The sequence below is a fragment of the Allobosea sp. 67-29 genome (genome assembly GCF_001898115.1).
Classification (GTDB): Bacteria; Pseudomonadota; Alphaproteobacteria; order Rhizobiales; family Beijerinckiaceae; genus Allobosea.
Map to the genome: position 1 here is coordinate 194,760 of NZ_MKSQ01000008.1, position 15,205 is coordinate 209,964.

General features: G+C 68.2%; 12 protein-coding genes. 6 read left to right on the top strand and 6 right to left on the bottom strand.

All coding sequences use genetic code 11. The annotated features are described in order from the left end of the window. Window positions 1–33: 33 nt before the first annotated feature. The gene (locus tag BGO20_RS07530) at window positions 34–984 is read right to left on the bottom strand and encodes a phosphoribosylaminoimidazolesuccinocarboxamide synthase (RefSeq protein WP_291661185.1); all 951 of its coding nucleotides are present in this window, start codon (window positions 982–984) and stop codon (window positions 34–36) included. Window positions 985–1,309: 325 nt separating this feature from the next. On the opposite strand from BGO20_RS07530, the gene BGO20_RS07535 reads away from it, so the two are divergent. After that, entirely contained in the window at window positions 1,310–2,473 is a 1,164-nt protein-coding gene (locus tag BGO20_RS07535; protein WP_291661186.1) for a DUF2865 domain-containing protein, read from the top strand. Between the two features lie 183 nt (window positions 2,474–2,656). Next, window positions 2,657–3,985: an MFS transporter gene (locus tag BGO20_RS07540; protein WP_291661188.1), complete on the top strand. Its 1,329-nt coding sequence runs from the start codon at window positions 2,657–2,659 to the stop codon at window positions 3,983–3,985. Between the two features lie 12 nt (window positions 3,986–3,997). On the opposite strand, the gene gltX is transcribed toward BGO20_RS07540, so the two are convergent. After that, window positions 3,998–5,353 (bottom strand): glutamate--tRNA ligase, encoded by a 1,356-nt coding sequence (gene gltX / locus BGO20_RS07545; protein ID WP_291661189.1) that lies wholly within the window; start codon window positions 5,351–5,353, stop codon window positions 3,998–4,000. A gap of 148 nt (window positions 5,354–5,501) precedes the next feature. On the opposite strand from gltX, the gene BGO20_RS07550 reads away from it, so the two are divergent. Next, window positions 5,502–6,374, top strand: a complete 873-nt coding sequence (locus tag BGO20_RS07550; RefSeq protein WP_291661190.1) for an outer membrane protein — start codon at window positions 5,502–5,504, stop codon at window positions 6,372–6,374. 77 nt (window positions 6,375–6,451) lie between these two features. Here BGO20_RS07550 and BGO20_RS07555 read toward each other — a convergent pair whose 3' ends face one another. From BGO20_RS07555 to BGO20_RS07565, 3 genes are all read right to left on the bottom strand, one after another. Then, on the bottom strand, window positions 6,452–7,837 hold the full coding sequence (locus BGO20_RS07555; RefSeq protein ID WP_291661192.1) for a class II 3-deoxy-7-phosphoheptulonate synthase: 1,386 nt from the start codon (window positions 7,835–7,837) through the stop codon (window positions 6,452–6,454). 233 nt (window positions 7,838–8,070) lie between these two features. Beyond that, complete coding sequence (gene gor / locus BGO20_RS07560) at window positions 8,071–9,441, bottom strand: glutathione-disulfide reductase (protein ID WP_291661194.1); 1,371 nt, start codon at window positions 9,439–9,441, stop codon at window positions 8,071–8,073. Next, window positions 9,434–10,702: an O-antigen ligase family protein gene (locus tag BGO20_RS07565; protein ID WP_291661196.1), complete on the bottom strand. Its 1,269-nt coding sequence runs from the start codon at window positions 10,700–10,702 to the stop codon at window positions 9,434–9,436. Before BGO20_RS07565 ends, gor begins: the two co-directional genes overlap by 8 nt. Window positions 10,703–10,925: 223 nt before the next feature. Here BGO20_RS07565 and BGO20_RS07570 point away from each other — a divergent pair, with 223 nt between their 5' ends. From BGO20_RS07570 to BGO20_RS07580, 3 genes are all read left to right on the top strand, one after another. After that, a complete protein-coding gene (locus BGO20_RS07570; RefSeq protein WP_291661198.1) occupies window positions 10,926–11,891 on the top strand; it encodes a Bug family tripartite tricarboxylate transporter substrate binding protein in 966 nt (321 codons plus the stop codon). A 99-nt stretch (window positions 11,892–11,990) separates the two neighbouring features. Next, window positions 11,991–12,470: a tripartite tricarboxylate transporter TctB family protein gene (locus BGO20_RS07575; protein ID WP_291661199.1), complete on the top strand. Its 480-nt coding sequence runs from the start codon at window positions 11,991–11,993 to the stop codon at window positions 12,468–12,470. Window positions 12,471–12,483: 13 nt separating this feature from the next. Then, entirely contained in the window at window positions 12,484–13,983 is a 1,500-nt protein-coding gene (locus BGO20_RS07580; RefSeq protein ID WP_291661200.1) for a tripartite tricarboxylate transporter permease, read from the top strand. Here the strand turns inward: BGO20_RS07580 and BGO20_RS07585 are convergent. Continuing rightward, window positions 13,964–15,007 carry an SDR family oxidoreductase gene (locus BGO20_RS07585; RefSeq protein ID WP_291661202.1) on the bottom strand — a complete coding sequence of 348 codons (1,044 nt, stop codon included), beginning with the start codon at window positions 15,005–15,007 and terminating at the stop codon, window positions 13,964–13,966. The two genes, BGO20_RS07580 and BGO20_RS07585, sit on opposite strands and share 20 nt — an antisense overlap. Window positions 15,008–15,205 lie beyond the last annotated feature (198 nt).

Below are 15,205 nucleotides of genomic sequence, written 5' to 3' on the forward strand. Positions count from 1 at the left end.
GATCAAGGGGCGAAATGCGCTCCCGCCGCGCTTTCAGAAATACTTCGCCAGATTGCGCCGGATCCGTTCCAGCGGGTCCTCACCCTCCGGCGGATAGGCGAAGGCCTCGCCCGTGATCGTCTCGTAGGCACGGACGTAGACGGCCGATGTCTGGTCGATCAGCTCCTGCGGGATCGGCGGCAACTCCTCCTTGTAGGGATCGCAGCGTGCGACCACCCAATTGCGCACGAAATCCTTGTCGAAGGATTCCGGCTTGCCGCCGGACTCAAACCGCTCGGCGTAGCTTTCGGCGAACCAGTAGCGGCTCGAATCGGGAGTGTGAATCTCGTCGGCCAGCAGGATGTTGCCTTCAGCGTCGGTTCCAAACTCGTATTTCGTATCGGCGAGGATGAGCCCGCGTTCGCCGGCGAGCTTCTGCCCGCGGGCGAAGAGTGCCAGCGCATGGGCCGACACCGTGTCCCACTGCGTCTGCGTCAGCAGGCCGCCGCCGACGATCTGCGCCGCCGAGAGCGGCTCGTCATGGCCGCCGTCGAAGGCCTTGCTGGTCGGGGTGATGATCGCCTGCGGCAGCTCCTGGTTGTCGCGCAGGCCGTCCGGCAGGCGGATGCCGTACATCTCGCGCTGCCCCTGCTTGTAGAGGGTCAGGATCGAGGTGCCGGTCGTGCCGGCGAGATAGCCGCGGACGACCATCTCGACCGGCAGGATGTCGAGGCGCTTGCCGACGACCACGTTGGGATCGGGGTATTCGAGCACGTGGTTCGGGCAGATGTCGGCCGTGCGCTCGAACCAGTACCGCGCCGTCTGGGTCAACACCTGCCCCTTGAGGGGAATCGAGGCGATGGCGCGGTCGAAGGCCGAAAGCCGGTCCGTCGAGATCAGGATGCGCCTGCCGTCGGGCAGATCGTAATTCTCCCGGACCTTGCCGCGATAATAGTTCGGCAATTCCGGGATGACGGCTTCGTGAAGCGGCAGGAAAGCGGACATGGGCGGCGCGGCCTCGCGGCGGATGGAGCTGGCGGGGTAAAAATCGCAGGATCGTCGCGGTGCTTCTAGAGCATTTTCGGGGGGTGTGGACACAGCCTCGCGCGAAGAAAAGGACGGTCGTTCGCAAGATTGGAACTTGTCCACCGGCGGCGTGGCGTGCGCCGGCGCGGATTGTCGCGCAGGCCTGGATGTGGCATGCCGGGCCGTGCCGGCTTGGCCGAGTCAGCGTCGGGCCTGAGGGCGGGTTCCATAGTTCCGTCGCGTTTGGCGGGTGTTGTTGGCGGGAGTTTCAAGGCCGGATGGCCTGCTCCGACAAGTGGATGACGTGACCCGACTTGCGATGATGCTGCGAATTTCCAGACGCTTCGGCGTGGCTCTGCTGGCGCTGACGGCCATGAGCGGAGCGGCCGCTGCCCAGTCCGCATCCTGCGAGGCGTGGCGGGCGGAGCTTCAGAGCCTGCAAGGACGAAGCGGTGGCGATGCGCGGGCCGCACAGGCAGCCCAGCGCGTCGGCGCGCAACTCGCCAGGCTGAGCGGCCAGTATCGCGCGATGGGCTGCGAACGCGGCGGCTTCCTCTTCTTCGGCGAGCAGGTACCGCCGCAATGCGGCAGCATCCGCGCCCAGCTGGGCCAGCTCCAGGCCCAATACGGCGCCCTGCAGCGGCAGGCCCAGGGCGGCGGCCTCGAGCAGCGGCGTGCCCAGCTCGCAGCCGCGATCAGCAACAATTGCGGGCCACGCCAACGCGGCTTCTTCGACACCATCTTCGGGCGCGATCCCGGGCTGGGCGGGGTCGATTCGACGCTGCCCGAGCTCGACCCCGAGCAATCGGTGATCGAGCCGGAAAAGCCGCGTCTGGGCGGACCGCAGACCGTCTGCGTGCGCAGTTGCGACGGCTATTTCTTCCCGCTCGCCAACAATACCGGCAACGCTGACGAGATGTGCCAGGCGCTCTGCCCGAACGCCGAGACCACGGCCTTCGGCATGAGCGCCGGCGGTGACATCCAGAACGCGGCCTCGCGCTCGACCGGGCAGCCCTATTCGTCGCTGCCGAACGCGGGAAAGTACCAGCACAGCGTCGATTCGACCTGCACCTGCCGCGCCCAGGGCCAGAGCTGGTCGCAGACGTTGAAGAACGCCGAATATCTGCTCGACAAGCGCAAGGGGGACGTCATCGTCACCGAGCAGCGTGCGGCCGAGCTCTCGCGGCCGAAGCCGGACCCGAAGCGCCGAGGCGCCGCGGCGGAAGCCGCCGTCACGCCGGCCCCGGCTGCCGAAGCGGCCGACGAGAAGCCACTGCCCTCCGAGAACTCCCCGACATCCGGGACGGAATCGGCGGGCGTCGGGCCGGATACGGTCGGAGAAAAGGTTCTGGACAAGGGCGACGGGCTGAAGAGCGAATCGCGCAGCGTCACGGGCGAGCGTCGTGCCGTGCGGATCGTCGCGCCGAACCTCGCGCCCAATCTCAGCCCGCAGCTGGTCAGGCCCTGATCGAAAAGTTCCATGCGCAGAGCACGGGGCTTACCGCCAGCGAGCGCCGGGCGCCTCTCTGGACGCATGGCCGGGAGCATCGCATAACAAGCGTCTCTTCCCCGCCGGGAGGCGACCAGACCGCATCCTGCCCGCATCGCGGCGCTTGCCTCTGACGTTCCCCCGTCCCATGCAGAGGCCGCCATGTCGGACGTCAGCGCGCAGCAGCCGCACCATCCGCACCCCATCGAGCTCGCCGACGCCAGGCGCCGGATCAAGGCGATCTTCATCGGCTCCGTCGGCAATCTGGTCGAATGGTACGACTTCTACGCCTACACGGCCTTCGCACTCTATTTCGCGCCGCATTTCTTCCCCTCGCACGACCCCGTCGTGCAGCAGCTCAACGCCGCCACGCTGTTCGCCGCCGGGTTCATCGTGCGCCCGGTCGGGGGCTGGCTGTTCGGCCATCTGGCGGACCGCTACGGCAGACGCCTGTCGCTGATGGTGTCGGTGCTGATGATGTGCTTCGGCTCGCTGATCATCGCCTTCACCCCGACCTACGAGACGATCGGCTTCGCCGCCCCCGCGCTGCTGGCGCTGGCGCGCATCATCGAGGGCCTGAGCCTCGGCGGCGAGTACGGAGCGAGCGCGACCTATCTGACCGAGATCGCCGATCCCGAGCATCGCGGCTTCTATTCGAGCTTCCAGTATGTGACGCTGATCGGCGGGCAGCTCACCGCCATCCTCGTGCTGCTCCTGCTGCAGAACGTCTTCCTCACGCACGAGCAACTCGTGGCCTGGGGCTGGCGCATTCCCTTCGTCATCGGCGCGGCACTCGCCATCACCGCCATGGTCATGCGCCGGCACATGCAGGAGACTGAGGCGTTCGAGGCCGCGAAGGGCACCATGACGCGAGAAAGCTCGCTGCGCGGCCTGATGAAATATCCGCGCGAGGTCGCGATCGTGGTCGGCCTCACGGCCGGCGGCACCGCCGCCTTCTACACCTTCACCACCTACATGCAGACCTTCGTCAAGCAGACGGTGGGCCTTTCCGATATCGTGACGACCTACGTCATCGCCGGCTCGCTCATCTTCGCCTCGATCCTGCAGCCGGTCTACGGGCTGATCTCCGACAGGATCGGCCGCAAGCCGGTGCTGATGTTCTTCGGCATAGCCGGCACCCTGCTGACCGTGCCGATCCTGACGACGCTCGCCGGCACCAAATCCGCCTGGACGGCGTTCCTGCTGATCTGCGGCGCCTGGATTTTCACCGCGGGCTACACCTCGATCAATGCCGTGGTGAAGGCGGAGCTGTTTCCGACGGCCGTCCGCGCGACCGGCGTAGCCGTGCCCTATGCCGTGACGGTCTCGATCTTCGGCGGCACGGCGCCCGCGATCGCCCTGTTCTTCAAGCAGCAGGGCCACGAGCAGTGGTTCTTCTATTACCTCGCCGGTATGATCTTCATCTCGTTCCTGGTGTATGCCCTGATGCGCGACACCAAGCACGCCTCCGCGATGCAGCGGCACGAGTGAGGCGCGAAGGGCTCAGGCGCTTTCGCCGGCCAGCCGCTTCAGCGCCTTCTCCCGCCCGATCAGCGGCAAAAGCGCCGCCAGCTCCGGGCCGTGGTCGAGCCCGGTCAGGGCTTGGCGCAGCGGCATGAACAGCGCCTTGCCCCTGGCGCCGGTGGCGGCGGAGACGGCCTGCGTCCAGTTCTTCCAGCTCGCGGCGTCGTAAGGCTCCGGCGGCAGCGCTGCGGCCGCCTTCGCCGCGAAGTCCGGCTCGGTGATGACGGGCACGACCGGCCCCTCGACGACCCTCCACCAGAGCTTCGCCTCCTCGAATTTGCCGAGATTGCCGCGGACGGCCAGCCAGAAGGCCTCGCCACCGCCGATGCCGGCCGCCGCGAGCCGGTCCGCGACCGCCATGAACGGCATCTGGTGCAAGGTTCGCGCGCTGAGCGTCTCCAGCTCGTGCTCGTCGAACTTCGCCGGCGCCCGCGACACGTGCGCGAGCTCGACGAGCGACGCGAGTTCGTCGAGGCTCGCGACCGGACGCACCGCATCGGACGTGCCGACGAGCACCGCCAGCGCCGCCACGGCCAGAGGCTCGACGCCGGATTCGCGCAGGCCGCGCAACGAAAGATGCCCAAGGCGCTTCGAGAGCCCTTCTCCGCTCGCGGTAGTCAGCAGGTTGTGATGGCCGAAGACCGGAAGGGCGGCACCAAGCGCCTCGAATATCTGTGCCTGGACCGCGGTGTTGGTGACATGGTCCTCGCCTCGGATGACGTGGCTCACGCCGGTCTCGACGTCGTCGACCACCGAGGGCAGCGTGTAGAGATAGCTGCCGTCCTCGCGGACCAGCACCGGATCGGAGAGCGAGGCGCAATCGACATGGGAGGGGCCGCGCACCAGATCGTCCCAGGCGACGTCCCGCGCCTCGAGCAGGAAGCGCCAGTGCGGCTTGCGGCCCTCGGCCGCGAAGGCAGCCTTCTGCTCCGCCGTGAGCTTCAGCGCGGCTCGGTCGTAGATCGGAGGCAGGCCGCGCGCGAGCTGGCGCTTGCGACGGCGGTCGAGCTCGTCGGGGGTCTCGTAGCAGGCATAGAGCCGGCCGGCGGCGCGCAGCCGGCCGGCAGCCGCGTCGTAGATCGCGAGCCGCTCGGACTGCCGGATGACCGCGTCGGGCCGGATGCCGAGCCAGCCGAGATCCTCGGCGATGGCGTCGGCGTATTCCGCCTTCGAGCGCGCGATGTCGGTGTCGTCGTAGCGCAGCAGGAAACGGCCGTGGTGGCGCCGGGCAAAGAGCCAGTTGAACAGCGCCGGCCGAGCGTTGCCGATATGCAGATAGCCGGTGGGGGACGGCGCGAAGCGCACCAGCGGAGAATGCGAGGTCGACGATGTCATGCCGCGGCTTATCGCGCGTTTGCCGGCGGGCGACAATCGTGCCGGTAACCGAAATTCCCCATCGTTAACCGCGCATTAGGGTTACCAAGGCATGAATTGACCCGGGCAGGCGAGACGGGACCAGCCGAATACTGCCGGGGAGATCAGGATGCGTATCCGTTCCATGACATGCGTGGCCGGCGCCGCTGTTGTTGCGGCGATGCTCGGCTCGCCGGCCGTCGCGGCCGATTATCCGGTGCTGCGCGGCTCACAGATCGACGACGCCCCGCCGGCGCCGGCATTGCTGGGTGGCTCGACCAATTGGTCGGGCTTCTATTTCGGTGGCGGCGCGGGAGCGTCCGACACCAAGTTCAAACCCGGCACCGGCCTGCAGGACCTGGCGAATTTTGCCTTCCGAAACACCACGCTCGGCCAGCAGGTCAACATGGGTTCGCTGGTCAACAACCTTCCCGAAAAGAGCGACAGCGGCGTCACCTACTTCGGCTTCCTCGGCTACAATTGGGCGTTTGGCGACGCGGTGCTGGGCCTGGAAGCAGATTATACCCGATCGGGCCACGCCTATCAGATCGACGACTATATCGCCCGCCGCGTCGTGACGCCTGACGGGACGGTCAACGACTTCTCCCTGACGACGAACCAGAGCGCCAAGCTCAACGATTATGGTACGGCTCGCCTGCGCATGGGCTGGGCTTTCGGCAACTTCATGCCTTTCGCCACGATCGGCGGCGCTGTCGGCCGGTTCAACACCAGTTCGACGGTGACGGCCACCAACTATCTGACGCAGACCAATCCCGTGACCGGCGCAGTCTATCAGGGCACCGCTGCCGGATATCCCCTCACCGTCGGCGCGACCAAAAAGAACGTCTACGGCTTCGGCTTGGCGGTCGGCGGCGGCGTGGATTGGGCGCTCGGCGAGAACATCTTCCTGCGCGGCGAATACCAGCTGATCCGCTTCGCGGATGTCGAAGGTACGACCACCACAGTCAACACGGCGCGTGCTGCGGTCGCCGTCAAGTTCTGACCAGACAGACCTGCCGCAACGAAAAAGGCCGGAGCACGAGCTCCGGCCTTTCCTGTTTCGATCGTCGAGAGCACGGGCTACTCGGCCGCCTCGACCTGCGGGCGCACCCGCCCGGCCCGCTCGCGCTTGACCAGCTCGGCGACGAGGAAGGCGAGCTCGAGCGCCTGCTCGGCGTTGAGGCGGGGGTCGCAGACCGTGTGGTAGCGGTCGTTGAGATCGGCGTCGGTCATGCCGCGCGCCCCGCCGGTGCATTCGGTGACGTTCTTGCCGGTCATCTCGAGGTGCAGGCCGCCGGCATGGGTGCCTTCGGCCTGGTGGACGGCAAAGAAGTTCTTCACCTCGGTCATGATCAGATCGAACGGCCGGGTCTTGTAGCCGCTCGCGGCCTTGACCGTGTTGCCGTGCATCGGGTCGCAGGACCAGACCACGTTGCGCCCTTCCCGCTTGGTGGCGCGCACCAGCGCCGGGAGGTTGTCGAAGACCTTGTCGGCGCCGAAGCGGGCGATCAGGGTCAGCCGGCCTGCCTGGTTCTGCGGATCGAGCACCTCGATCAGCTTGAGCAGGCCGTCGACCGTGGTCGAGGGACCGCATTTCAGGCCGATCGGGTTCCTGATGCCGCGGAAGAACTCGACATGGGCATGATCGAGCTGGCGCGTGCGGTCGCCGATCCAGACCATGTGGCCGGAGGTGTCGTACCACTCGCCGGTGGTGGAATCGACGCGCGTCATCGCCTGCTCATAGCCGAGCAACAGCGCCTCGTGGCTGGTGTAGAAATCGGTCGTGCGCATCTCCGGATGGGTCTCCGGATCGATGCCGATGGCGCGCATGAACTCCAGCGCCTCGGTGATGCGCTCGGTGACCTCCTGATAGCGATGCGACTGCGGGCTGTCCTTGACGAAGCCGAGCATCCAGCGATGCGCGTTGTCGAGGTTGGCGTAGCCGCCCGAGGCGAAGGCGCGCAGCAGGTTCAGCGTCGCGGCCGACTGTCTGTAGGCCTCGAGCTGCCGGCGCGGATCGGGTACGCGGGCCTCGGCCGTGAAGGCGATGTCGTTGACGATGTCGCCCTTGTAGCTCGGCAGCTCGACGTCGCCGATCTTCTCGTTCGGCGCCGAGCGCGGCTTGGCGAACTGCCCGGCGATGCGCCCGACCTTCACGACGGGCGAGCCGCCGGCGAAGGTCAGCACGACCGCCATCTGCAGGAACAGCCGGAAGAAATCCCGGATGTTGTCGGCGGAGTGCTCCGCGAAGCTCTCCGCACAATCACCGCCCTGCAGGAGGAAGGCCTCGCCGGCCGCGACCTTGCCCAACGCCCGTTTGAGCTTGCGCGCCTCCCCTGCAAAAACGAGCGGCGGAAAGCCGGCGAGCTGCTGCTCGACCGCCTTCAAGGCTGCCTGGTCCGGATAATCCGGAATCTGCTGGGCGGGCCTGGCCCTCCAGCTCTCTGGCGTCCACCGCTCGGACATGGGACTACGTGCTCCTGACCTCTCGAAGATCGCGCGTCGTTAACCTTGGGTCGCGCGAAGGGGCGGCTATACACCCTGACGGCAGGGATGGCCACCGCTGCCAACGAGGCGCGCCGGCGGCCCGGCGCAAGGGTGCGATTGCACGGATCGCATCATCGCGTTCGACCGGCGGGGCTGAGAGCCGGATTCACCGTGTCGGCAGCTCGACGTGGGGCTGCGTCCGGCGACTGGTCTCAGCTTGCCCGCGGCGTCCGCATCGTCACCAGTTCCTCGGCCGCGCTCGGATGCAGCGCCACGGTGCGGTCGAAATCCGCCTTGGTCGCGCCCATCGTGACCGCGATCGCCGCCGCCTGGACGATCTCGCCGGCATCGTGGCCGAGGATATGGACGCCCAGCACCTTGTCGGTCTTCGCATCGATGACGAGCTTCATGTAGATGCGCTCGTGCCTGCCCGAGATCGTCGCCTTCATGGGACGGAAGCCGGACTCGAAGACGCGCAGCTCATGCCCCGCGGCCACGGCCTGGGCCTCGGTCAGCCCGACCGTGCCGACCTCCGGCGTGGTGAAGACGGCCGAAGCGATGGTGCCGTGATCGACCGTCCACGTCTTGCCGCCGAAGACGGAGTCGGCGAAGGCGTGCCCCTCGCGGATCGCGACGGGCGTGAGGTTCACCCGGTTGGTGACGTCGCCGACTGCGTGGATCGAGGCAACGCTGCTGGCCGATGCGGCGTCGACCGCGATCTCGCCGAGCGCCCCGAGCCTGACCCCGGCTTTCTCCAGCCCGAGCCCCCTGGTATTCGGCCGCCGCCCCGTCGCGACCAGCACGACATCGGCCTCGATGGGCGCTCCCGTCGCGCAATGCGCGCGGCGGGCACCGTCCGGCAACTCCTCGATGCGCTCGATGGTGCAGCCGAGACGGAAGGCGATGCCGGCCTCCTTCAGCGCATCGCGCAGGCGGTTGCGGATGTCCTCGTCGAATCCGCGCAGGATGTTGTCGCCGCGATGCAGGACGGTGACGGCGACGCCCAGCCGCGCGAAGAGGCTCGCGAACTCCAGCGCGATATAGCCGCCGCCGACGACGAGCAGCCGCTTCGGCAGCGTCGGCAGATGGAAGACCTCATTCGAGGAAATGCCAAGCTCGCCGCCAGGGATCGGCGGATCGAAAGAAGGCCAGCCGCCGGTCGCGACCAGGATGTGGCGTGCGGTGACGACCTCGCCGCTTCGCTGCAGACGGACCGCATGCGGTCCCTCGATCACCGCCCGCTCCTCGCGGATCTCGACCTTCGCGCCTTCGAGACCCTTGCGATAGAGGCCTGAGAGGCGGGTGACCTCGTTCGCCACCGCGTCGCGCAGCGTCGGCCAGTCGAAGGACGGCGTGCCGGGCAGTGTCCAGCCGAAGCCGGCGGCATCCTCGAAATCGTCGGCGAAGCGGCTGGCATAGACGAAGAGCTTTTTCGGGACGCAGCCGCGAATGACGCAGGTGCCGCCGATGCGATCTTCCTCGGCGATCATGACCCGCGCGCCGTGGCCTGCGGCGATGCGCGCCGCGCGAGTACCGCCGGAACCGGCCCCGATGACGAAGAGATCGACGTCGAATTCAGCCATTGTCTTCTCCTTGTCGCAGGCTCGTGCCGGGGCCGAACCACAGGATCGCAGCACCCAGAACGGCAATCCACCATCCCTGCCAGGCGCCGTGCCCGACAACGGAAATCGCGAAGGCTGCCGCAAACAGCGCCAGCCGCGGCGCCATCTCCGACGGCGTCAGCCGCCGCAGCCGCAGCAGCAGGAACAGGCCCGCCAGCGTAAGCAGCCCGGCCCCGACGGCGCCGGTCTCGGCCCAGGCCTGCAGCGGCATGTCGTGAGGGTGCCCCACTGCCAGCAAGGCCCGGTGTTCCGGTGCCACCTCGGCCGCCACCGGATTCCGCTCCATCGTCGCGGAGGTGCCAAAGCCCGCCCCGGCGATCGGCCGCGCCCGCGCCACCTCGCCGAAGCTGAGCCAGATGTCGATCCGGGCCTGGCCGGTCATCACGGCGAAGCGGTTCAGGATGATCGAAGGCAGCCAGTTATGTGCGGCGACCCCGAGGACCGGCGCCATCGCCATGGTGAGGACGAAGGCGCAGCCAATGGCCGCCAGCGTCAGGCGCGGCCGAAGCGCCGACAGCAGCCAGCAGATCGCACAGACGGCGAAGCCGAGCCGCGCGGAGGCGCTTTCGGAGCGGAGCGCCAGGGCAGCCACGGCGAGCCCGACGAGCACGGCGAGAACCCTGTCGGCGCGCCGCGCACCGGGCAGGTTCCAGAGGCCATGGATCGTGGGCACCGCGAGCACGAGCGTGGTGATCGCAGGACGATTGAAGACGAAGCCCATCAGCTTTCCGACGCCAAGCGCCGCACGCTGGGACAGCCCGGAGGCCAGCTCGACGATCGCCAGCAGACAGGCGAGGACGAGCGCGAGCGCGAGCGTCCGCAGCCAGCCCGGCCGCGGCCTGAACCGGCCGGAACACGCGATGGCGAGAGCGAACGCGACCGGCAGCACGAGCTCGGCCCAGGCGCGCAGGGACGCTGCCGGCTCATGGCTCCAGAGAATGGTGACGAGCGCCCAGGCGAGGAAGCCGGCGAGCGCCAGCGCGGGCGGCGTCGCGAGCAGACGGCGCAGCGACGCTGCGAGGTCCTGTCCTCGCCCGGCTGCCACGGCCGCGGCGAGGAACGGGACGACCGCCAGACCGAGCATCAGCGGAGCCGAGCGATTGGCAAGCCACATCGCCAGCGGCATCACCGCCAGCAGCGTGGCGCCGGTCGAGGCCAGGCGCCGGGGCAGCGCCGATTTCGGCGCAGATAGATGGCGACGCGCGGGAGGTGTCTCACTCATGCGCTGCGCTTACGTGATCAGGCGAAACCTCGCCAGCACGTTGTCGCGAGCCCATCGCAGAGTCGTAGGAACAAAGGCGTAGATCCTGCAGAAATGGGCCGCCGACCCCGAAAATTATTGACAGGACATTATTCAATCGGGCGCAATTGACGCCCGGCGCGGCAGGATGTCACAGCCCTGCTGCCCCAAGAAACGACGGCAAACGCCGTAACCGGAGGAATCCATGCTGACATCGATCCTGAAGCGCGGCGCGATCACGGCGGTGGCCCTTGCCGCGCTCTCGACGGCCGCGTTCGCCCAGCTCAACGAACTGAAGATCATGGCACCCGCGGCTCCCGGCGGCGGCTGGGATGGCACTGCCCGCTCCATGCAGCAGGCTCTTACCGGCGCGGGCATCGTCAAGAGCGTGCAGGTCAACAACGTCACCGGCGCGGGCGGCACGATCGGCCTCTCCCAGCTCATCGGCGCTAAGGGCCAGGGCGACCAGCTCATGGTCAACGGCTTCGTGATGGTCGGCGCGATCCTGCTCAACAAGTCGCCGGTCAACCTGACCCAGATCACTCCGATCGCGCGCCTGACGGCCGAGGCCGAGGTCATCGTCGTGCCGGCCGAGTCGCCGCTGAAGACCGCCAAGGATCTCGCCGAGAAGCTCAAGGCCGATCCCGCCAAGGTGACCTGGGCAGGCGGCTCCGCCGGCGGCACCGACCACATCCTCGCCGCCCTGTTCGCGCAGGCCGTCGGCGCCGATGCCAAGAAGATCAACTACATCCCGTTCTCGGGTGGCGGCGAGGCGCTCGCGGCCATGCTCGGCGGACGCGTCACGGCCGGCGTTTCCGGCTATGGCGAGTTCGAGGGCCAGATCAAGGCCGGCAAGCTGCGCGTGCTCGCGGTCTCCTCGCCGAAGCGGCTCGAGAATGCGCCGGACGCGCCGACTCTGAAGGAGCAGGGCATCGATCTCGAGCTCCTGAACTGGCGCTCCGTCGTCGCCCCTCCCGGCCTCTCGGCCGAGCAGACCAAGGCTCTGACCGACACGGTCGAGAAGATGGCGAAGTCGAAGGAGTGGCAGGAAATCCTGAAGGCGCGCGGCTGGGACGACGCCTTCCTGGCCGGCCCGGCGTTCGACAGCTTCCTGAAGAACGAGATCGAGCGCGTCGGCAAGGTGATGCACGAGGTCGGCCTGGTGAAGTAGGGCCACGGCCTGTTCCATCGGAGAGGCCGGAGACTCCCGGCCTCTCCCTTTTTTATCGCCCGTGCGTCGCTCCGGCGCCGCCTACCGCCCGGAACCGCCATGACGAACGAGACTCGCGCGCAAGGCGCCGACAAGCCGGCCCTGATCGTCGGCGTCCTGTTGCTGGCCGTCGCCTTCCTCGTCGGCTACGACGCCTCGCAGCAGACCATCACCTCGACCTATGGAATCGGCCCCACCGCCATGCCCTACGTCGTGGCTTGCGGGCTCGTCGTTCTCGGCCTCGCCCATTTCGTCACCGCCTTTCGCGGCGGGCTCCCCAAGCCCGACGCCGCCGACAGCCAGGCACTGCTCTGGATCGCGGGCGGCCTCGTCTGCCTGATCGGCTGCATCGGGCTCGGAGGCGGATTCGTCATCGCCATCGCCCTGCTCTTCGCCTGCACGTCGCGCGGCATGGGCCGGCAAGCCCTCGCGGTCGACCTTGCGATCGGCTTCGTGCTCGGCCTCGCAATCTATCTCACCTTCGCCAAGCTCCTGACGCTGATCCTGCCGTCGGGACCGCTCGAGCGCCTGTTCCTCTGAGGAGAGCGGCACGATGGATACCCTGCTCTCCCTGCTCCATGGCTTCACCGTCGCCCTCGAGCCATCGAAGCTGCTGTTCTGCCTGATCGGCGTCTTCCTCGGCACTGCCGTGGGCGTGCTGCCCGGCATCGGCCCGGCCCTGACGGTCGCGCTGCTGCTGCCGGTCACCTTCAAGCTCGACCCCGGCGGCTCGCTCATCATGTTCGCCGGCATCTACTACGGCGGCATGTATGGCGGCTCGACGACCGCGATCCTGCTGAACGCCCCCGGAGAAAGCGCCTCGCTCGCGACCGCGCTCGAAGGCTCGAAGATGGCCAAGGCCGGTCGCGGCGGCCCGGCGCTCGCGACATCGGCCATCGGCTCCTTCGTCGCCGGGCTGATCGCGACGATCGGCCTCGCCTTCCTCGCTCCCTGGCTGGTCGAGGTCGCGGTGAAGTTCGGCCCCTGGGACTATTTCGCCCTGATGATCGTCGCCTTCGTCACCGTCTCGGCGACCTTTGGCGACTCCCCGCTGCGCGGCCTCACCAGCCTGTTCCTCGGCATCGCGCTCGGGCTGATCGGCATCGACAAGCTGACCGGACAGGCGCGCCTGACCTTCGGCGTGCCGGAATTGCTCAATGGCGTCGAGGTCACGACGCTCGCTGTCGGCCTCTTCGCGGTGGGCGAAGCCTTCTACGTTGCCTCCAAGCGCTTCCGCGACCCGGAGGAGATCATCCCGATCAAGGGCTCGCTGTGGATGACCAAGGAGGACTGGAAGCGCTCCTGGGCTCCGTGGCTGCGCGGCACCGCCTTCGGCTTCCCGATCGGCGCGCTGCCGGCCGGGGGCGCCGAGGTGCCGACCTTCCTGAGCTATTCGACCGAAAAGAAGCTCTGCAAGTATCCCGATGAGTTCGGCAAGGGCGCAATCGAGGGCGTCGCCGGGCCGGAGGCGGCCAACAACGCCTCGGCCGCCGGCACGCTGGTGCCGCTGCTGACGCTCGGCCTGCCGACCTCGGCGACGGCGGCGATCATGCTCGCCGGCTTCCAGCAATATGGCCTCAATCCCGGCCCGCTGCTCTTCGCGGAGAAGCCCGACCTGGTCTGGGGCCTGATCGCCTCGCTGTTCATCGCCAACGTCATGCTGGTGATCCTCAACCTGCCGCTGATCGGGCTTTGGGTCCGGCTGCTGGCGATCCCGCAGCCCTGGCTCTATGCCGGCATCCTCGTCTTCGCGACGATGGGGACGCTCGCCGTCAACGGCTCGCCGGTCGAGCTGACGATGCTCTTCGCCTTCGGCTTCATCGGCTACCTGATGCGCCGCTACGACTATCCCGTGGCACCGATGGTGGTCGGGCTCATCCTCGGCCCGATGGCGGAGGCCCAGCTCAGGCGCGCCCTGCAGATCAGCCTCGGCGACCCGATGATCCTGCTGCAGAACCCGATCTCGGCGACGCTGCTGGGCATCGCCTTCCTCGCACTGGTCGCGCCATTCGTGATGAAGGGTCTCAACCGGTTCAAGGCGTCGGAGGACTGACGAGGCCGAGCCGGAAGAGGCTCTCTCCGGTCGCGACCAGCGCCTCGGCTGCCGGCCGCGGCTGCCAGCCGAGCATCGCCTGCGCCTTGGCGCTCGTCGCGTTCTTCTCGCGCCCGAGTTCGGGCGTGGCTGCCTGCCGCGCCGTGGCGCTGAAGCGGGCGACGAGCCGTACCAGCCAGTTCGGCAGCACCAGCGTCGAGACGCGCCCGGCCCGTGCCCCGAGCCCGTCCTTCAGAGCCCGCGCGATGGCCTGCATGCTGAGGAAGTCGCCGGCCGTGGCGAGGAAGCGCTCTCCCGCGGCGGCCGGATCGGTCATCGCGCGCAGGTGCAGATCGGCCACGTCGCGCACATCGACGACGCCGAACATGAGCTGCGGCAAGGCGCGCAACCGGCCCTCCAGCATGCTCCTGACCAGCACGATCGAGGCCGAAAGATCGGCCCCGAGCACCGGACCGAAGATGCCGACGGGATTGACGACGGCCAGTTCCATGCCCTGCCCCTCTCCGTCCATGAAGTCCCAGGCCGCCTTCTCGGCCAAGGTCTTCGATCGCGGATAGGCGGCCAGCCCCGATGCGACCGGATCCGTCCAGTCGCGCTCGTCATAGGGCCGGCCGGGAGAGCCGCCATAGCCGATCGCGGCGAAGGACGACGTCAGGACCACCCGCCGAACCCCGGCCCGCTTTGCGGCCCGGAGCACGCGCAGGCTCCCGTCACGGGCCGGACCGATCAGCTCGCCCTCGTCGCGGGGCGTTGCCGCCGGCAGCGGGGAAGCGACGTGCAGAACATATGTGCAGCCGGCCACCGCGGCATCCCAGCCATCGTCAGCTGCCAGGTCGGCGATCGCGATCGCGAGACGGCCGTCGAGCGAGGCGCCGGCGCCCGCCAGGGACGCCCGCAGAGCGCCCTCCCGCTCCGCCGAGCGCAAGGTCGTGCGGACATCGTGACCCGCTTCGAGCAGCGCGAGGATGCAGTGGCCGGCAACGAAGCCGGAGCCCCCGGTCACGAGGACGGTTTCGCGGGCCATGACCTGGGTCTCCATCGCGTCGGCAGCGCCGGGGACCCGAGCTGCGAAAATACCGGAGGCCGCCTCTCCTCCGTCGCGCGAACGGCCGGTGGGGTTGCCACCGGCCGTTCGCAAGGTCGATCATCGTGCCTGGACGCGCCAGCTTCGGCACAGACCGTCAACGCAGCGACGCGCATCCATGCACCGGCGACGCCCGCA

What these genes read in the sequence shown, in the direction of transcription:
- BGO20_RS07530 (WP_291661185.1), bottom strand. Translation starts at nt 984, where the DNA reads ATGTCCGCTTTCCTGCCGCTTCACGAAGCCGTCATCCCGGAATTGCCG.
- BGO20_RS07540 (WP_291661188.1), top strand. Translation starts at nt 2,657, where the DNA reads ATGTCGGACGTCAGCGCGCAGCAGCCGCACCATCCGCACCCCATCGAG.
- gltX (WP_291661189.1), bottom strand. Translation starts at nt 5,353, where the DNA reads ATGACATCGTCGACCTCGCATTCTCCGCTGGTGCGCTTCGCGCCGTCC.
- BGO20_RS07550 (WP_291661190.1), top strand. Translation starts at nt 5,502, where the DNA reads ATGCGTATCCGTTCCATGACATGCGTGGCCGGCGCCGCTGTTGTTGCG.
- BGO20_RS07555 (WP_291661192.1), bottom strand. Translation starts at nt 7,837, where the DNA reads ATGTCCGAGCGGTGGACGCCAGAGAGCTGGAGGGCCAGGCCCGCCCAG.
- gor (WP_291661194.1), bottom strand. Translation starts at nt 9,441, where the DNA reads ATGGCTGAATTCGACGTCGATCTCTTCGTCATCGGGGCCGGTTCCGGC.
- BGO20_RS07565 (WP_291661196.1), bottom strand. Translation starts at nt 10,702, where the DNA reads ATGAGTGAGACACCTCCCGCGCGTCGCCATCTATCTGCGCCGAAATCG.
- BGO20_RS07570 (WP_291661198.1), top strand. Translation starts at nt 10,926, where the DNA reads ATGCTGACATCGATCCTGAAGCGCGGCGCGATCACGGCGGTGGCCCTT.
- BGO20_RS07575 (WP_291661199.1), top strand. Translation starts at nt 11,991, where the DNA reads ATGACGAACGAGACTCGCGCGCAAGGCGCCGACAAGCCGGCCCTGATC.
- BGO20_RS07580 (WP_291661200.1), top strand. Translation starts at nt 12,484, where the DNA reads ATGGATACCCTGCTCTCCCTGCTCCATGGCTTCACCGTCGCCCTCGAG.
- BGO20_RS07585 (WP_291661202.1), bottom strand. Translation starts at nt 15,007, where the DNA reads ATGGCCCGCGAAACCGTCCTCGTGACCGGGGGCTCCGGCTTCGTTGCC.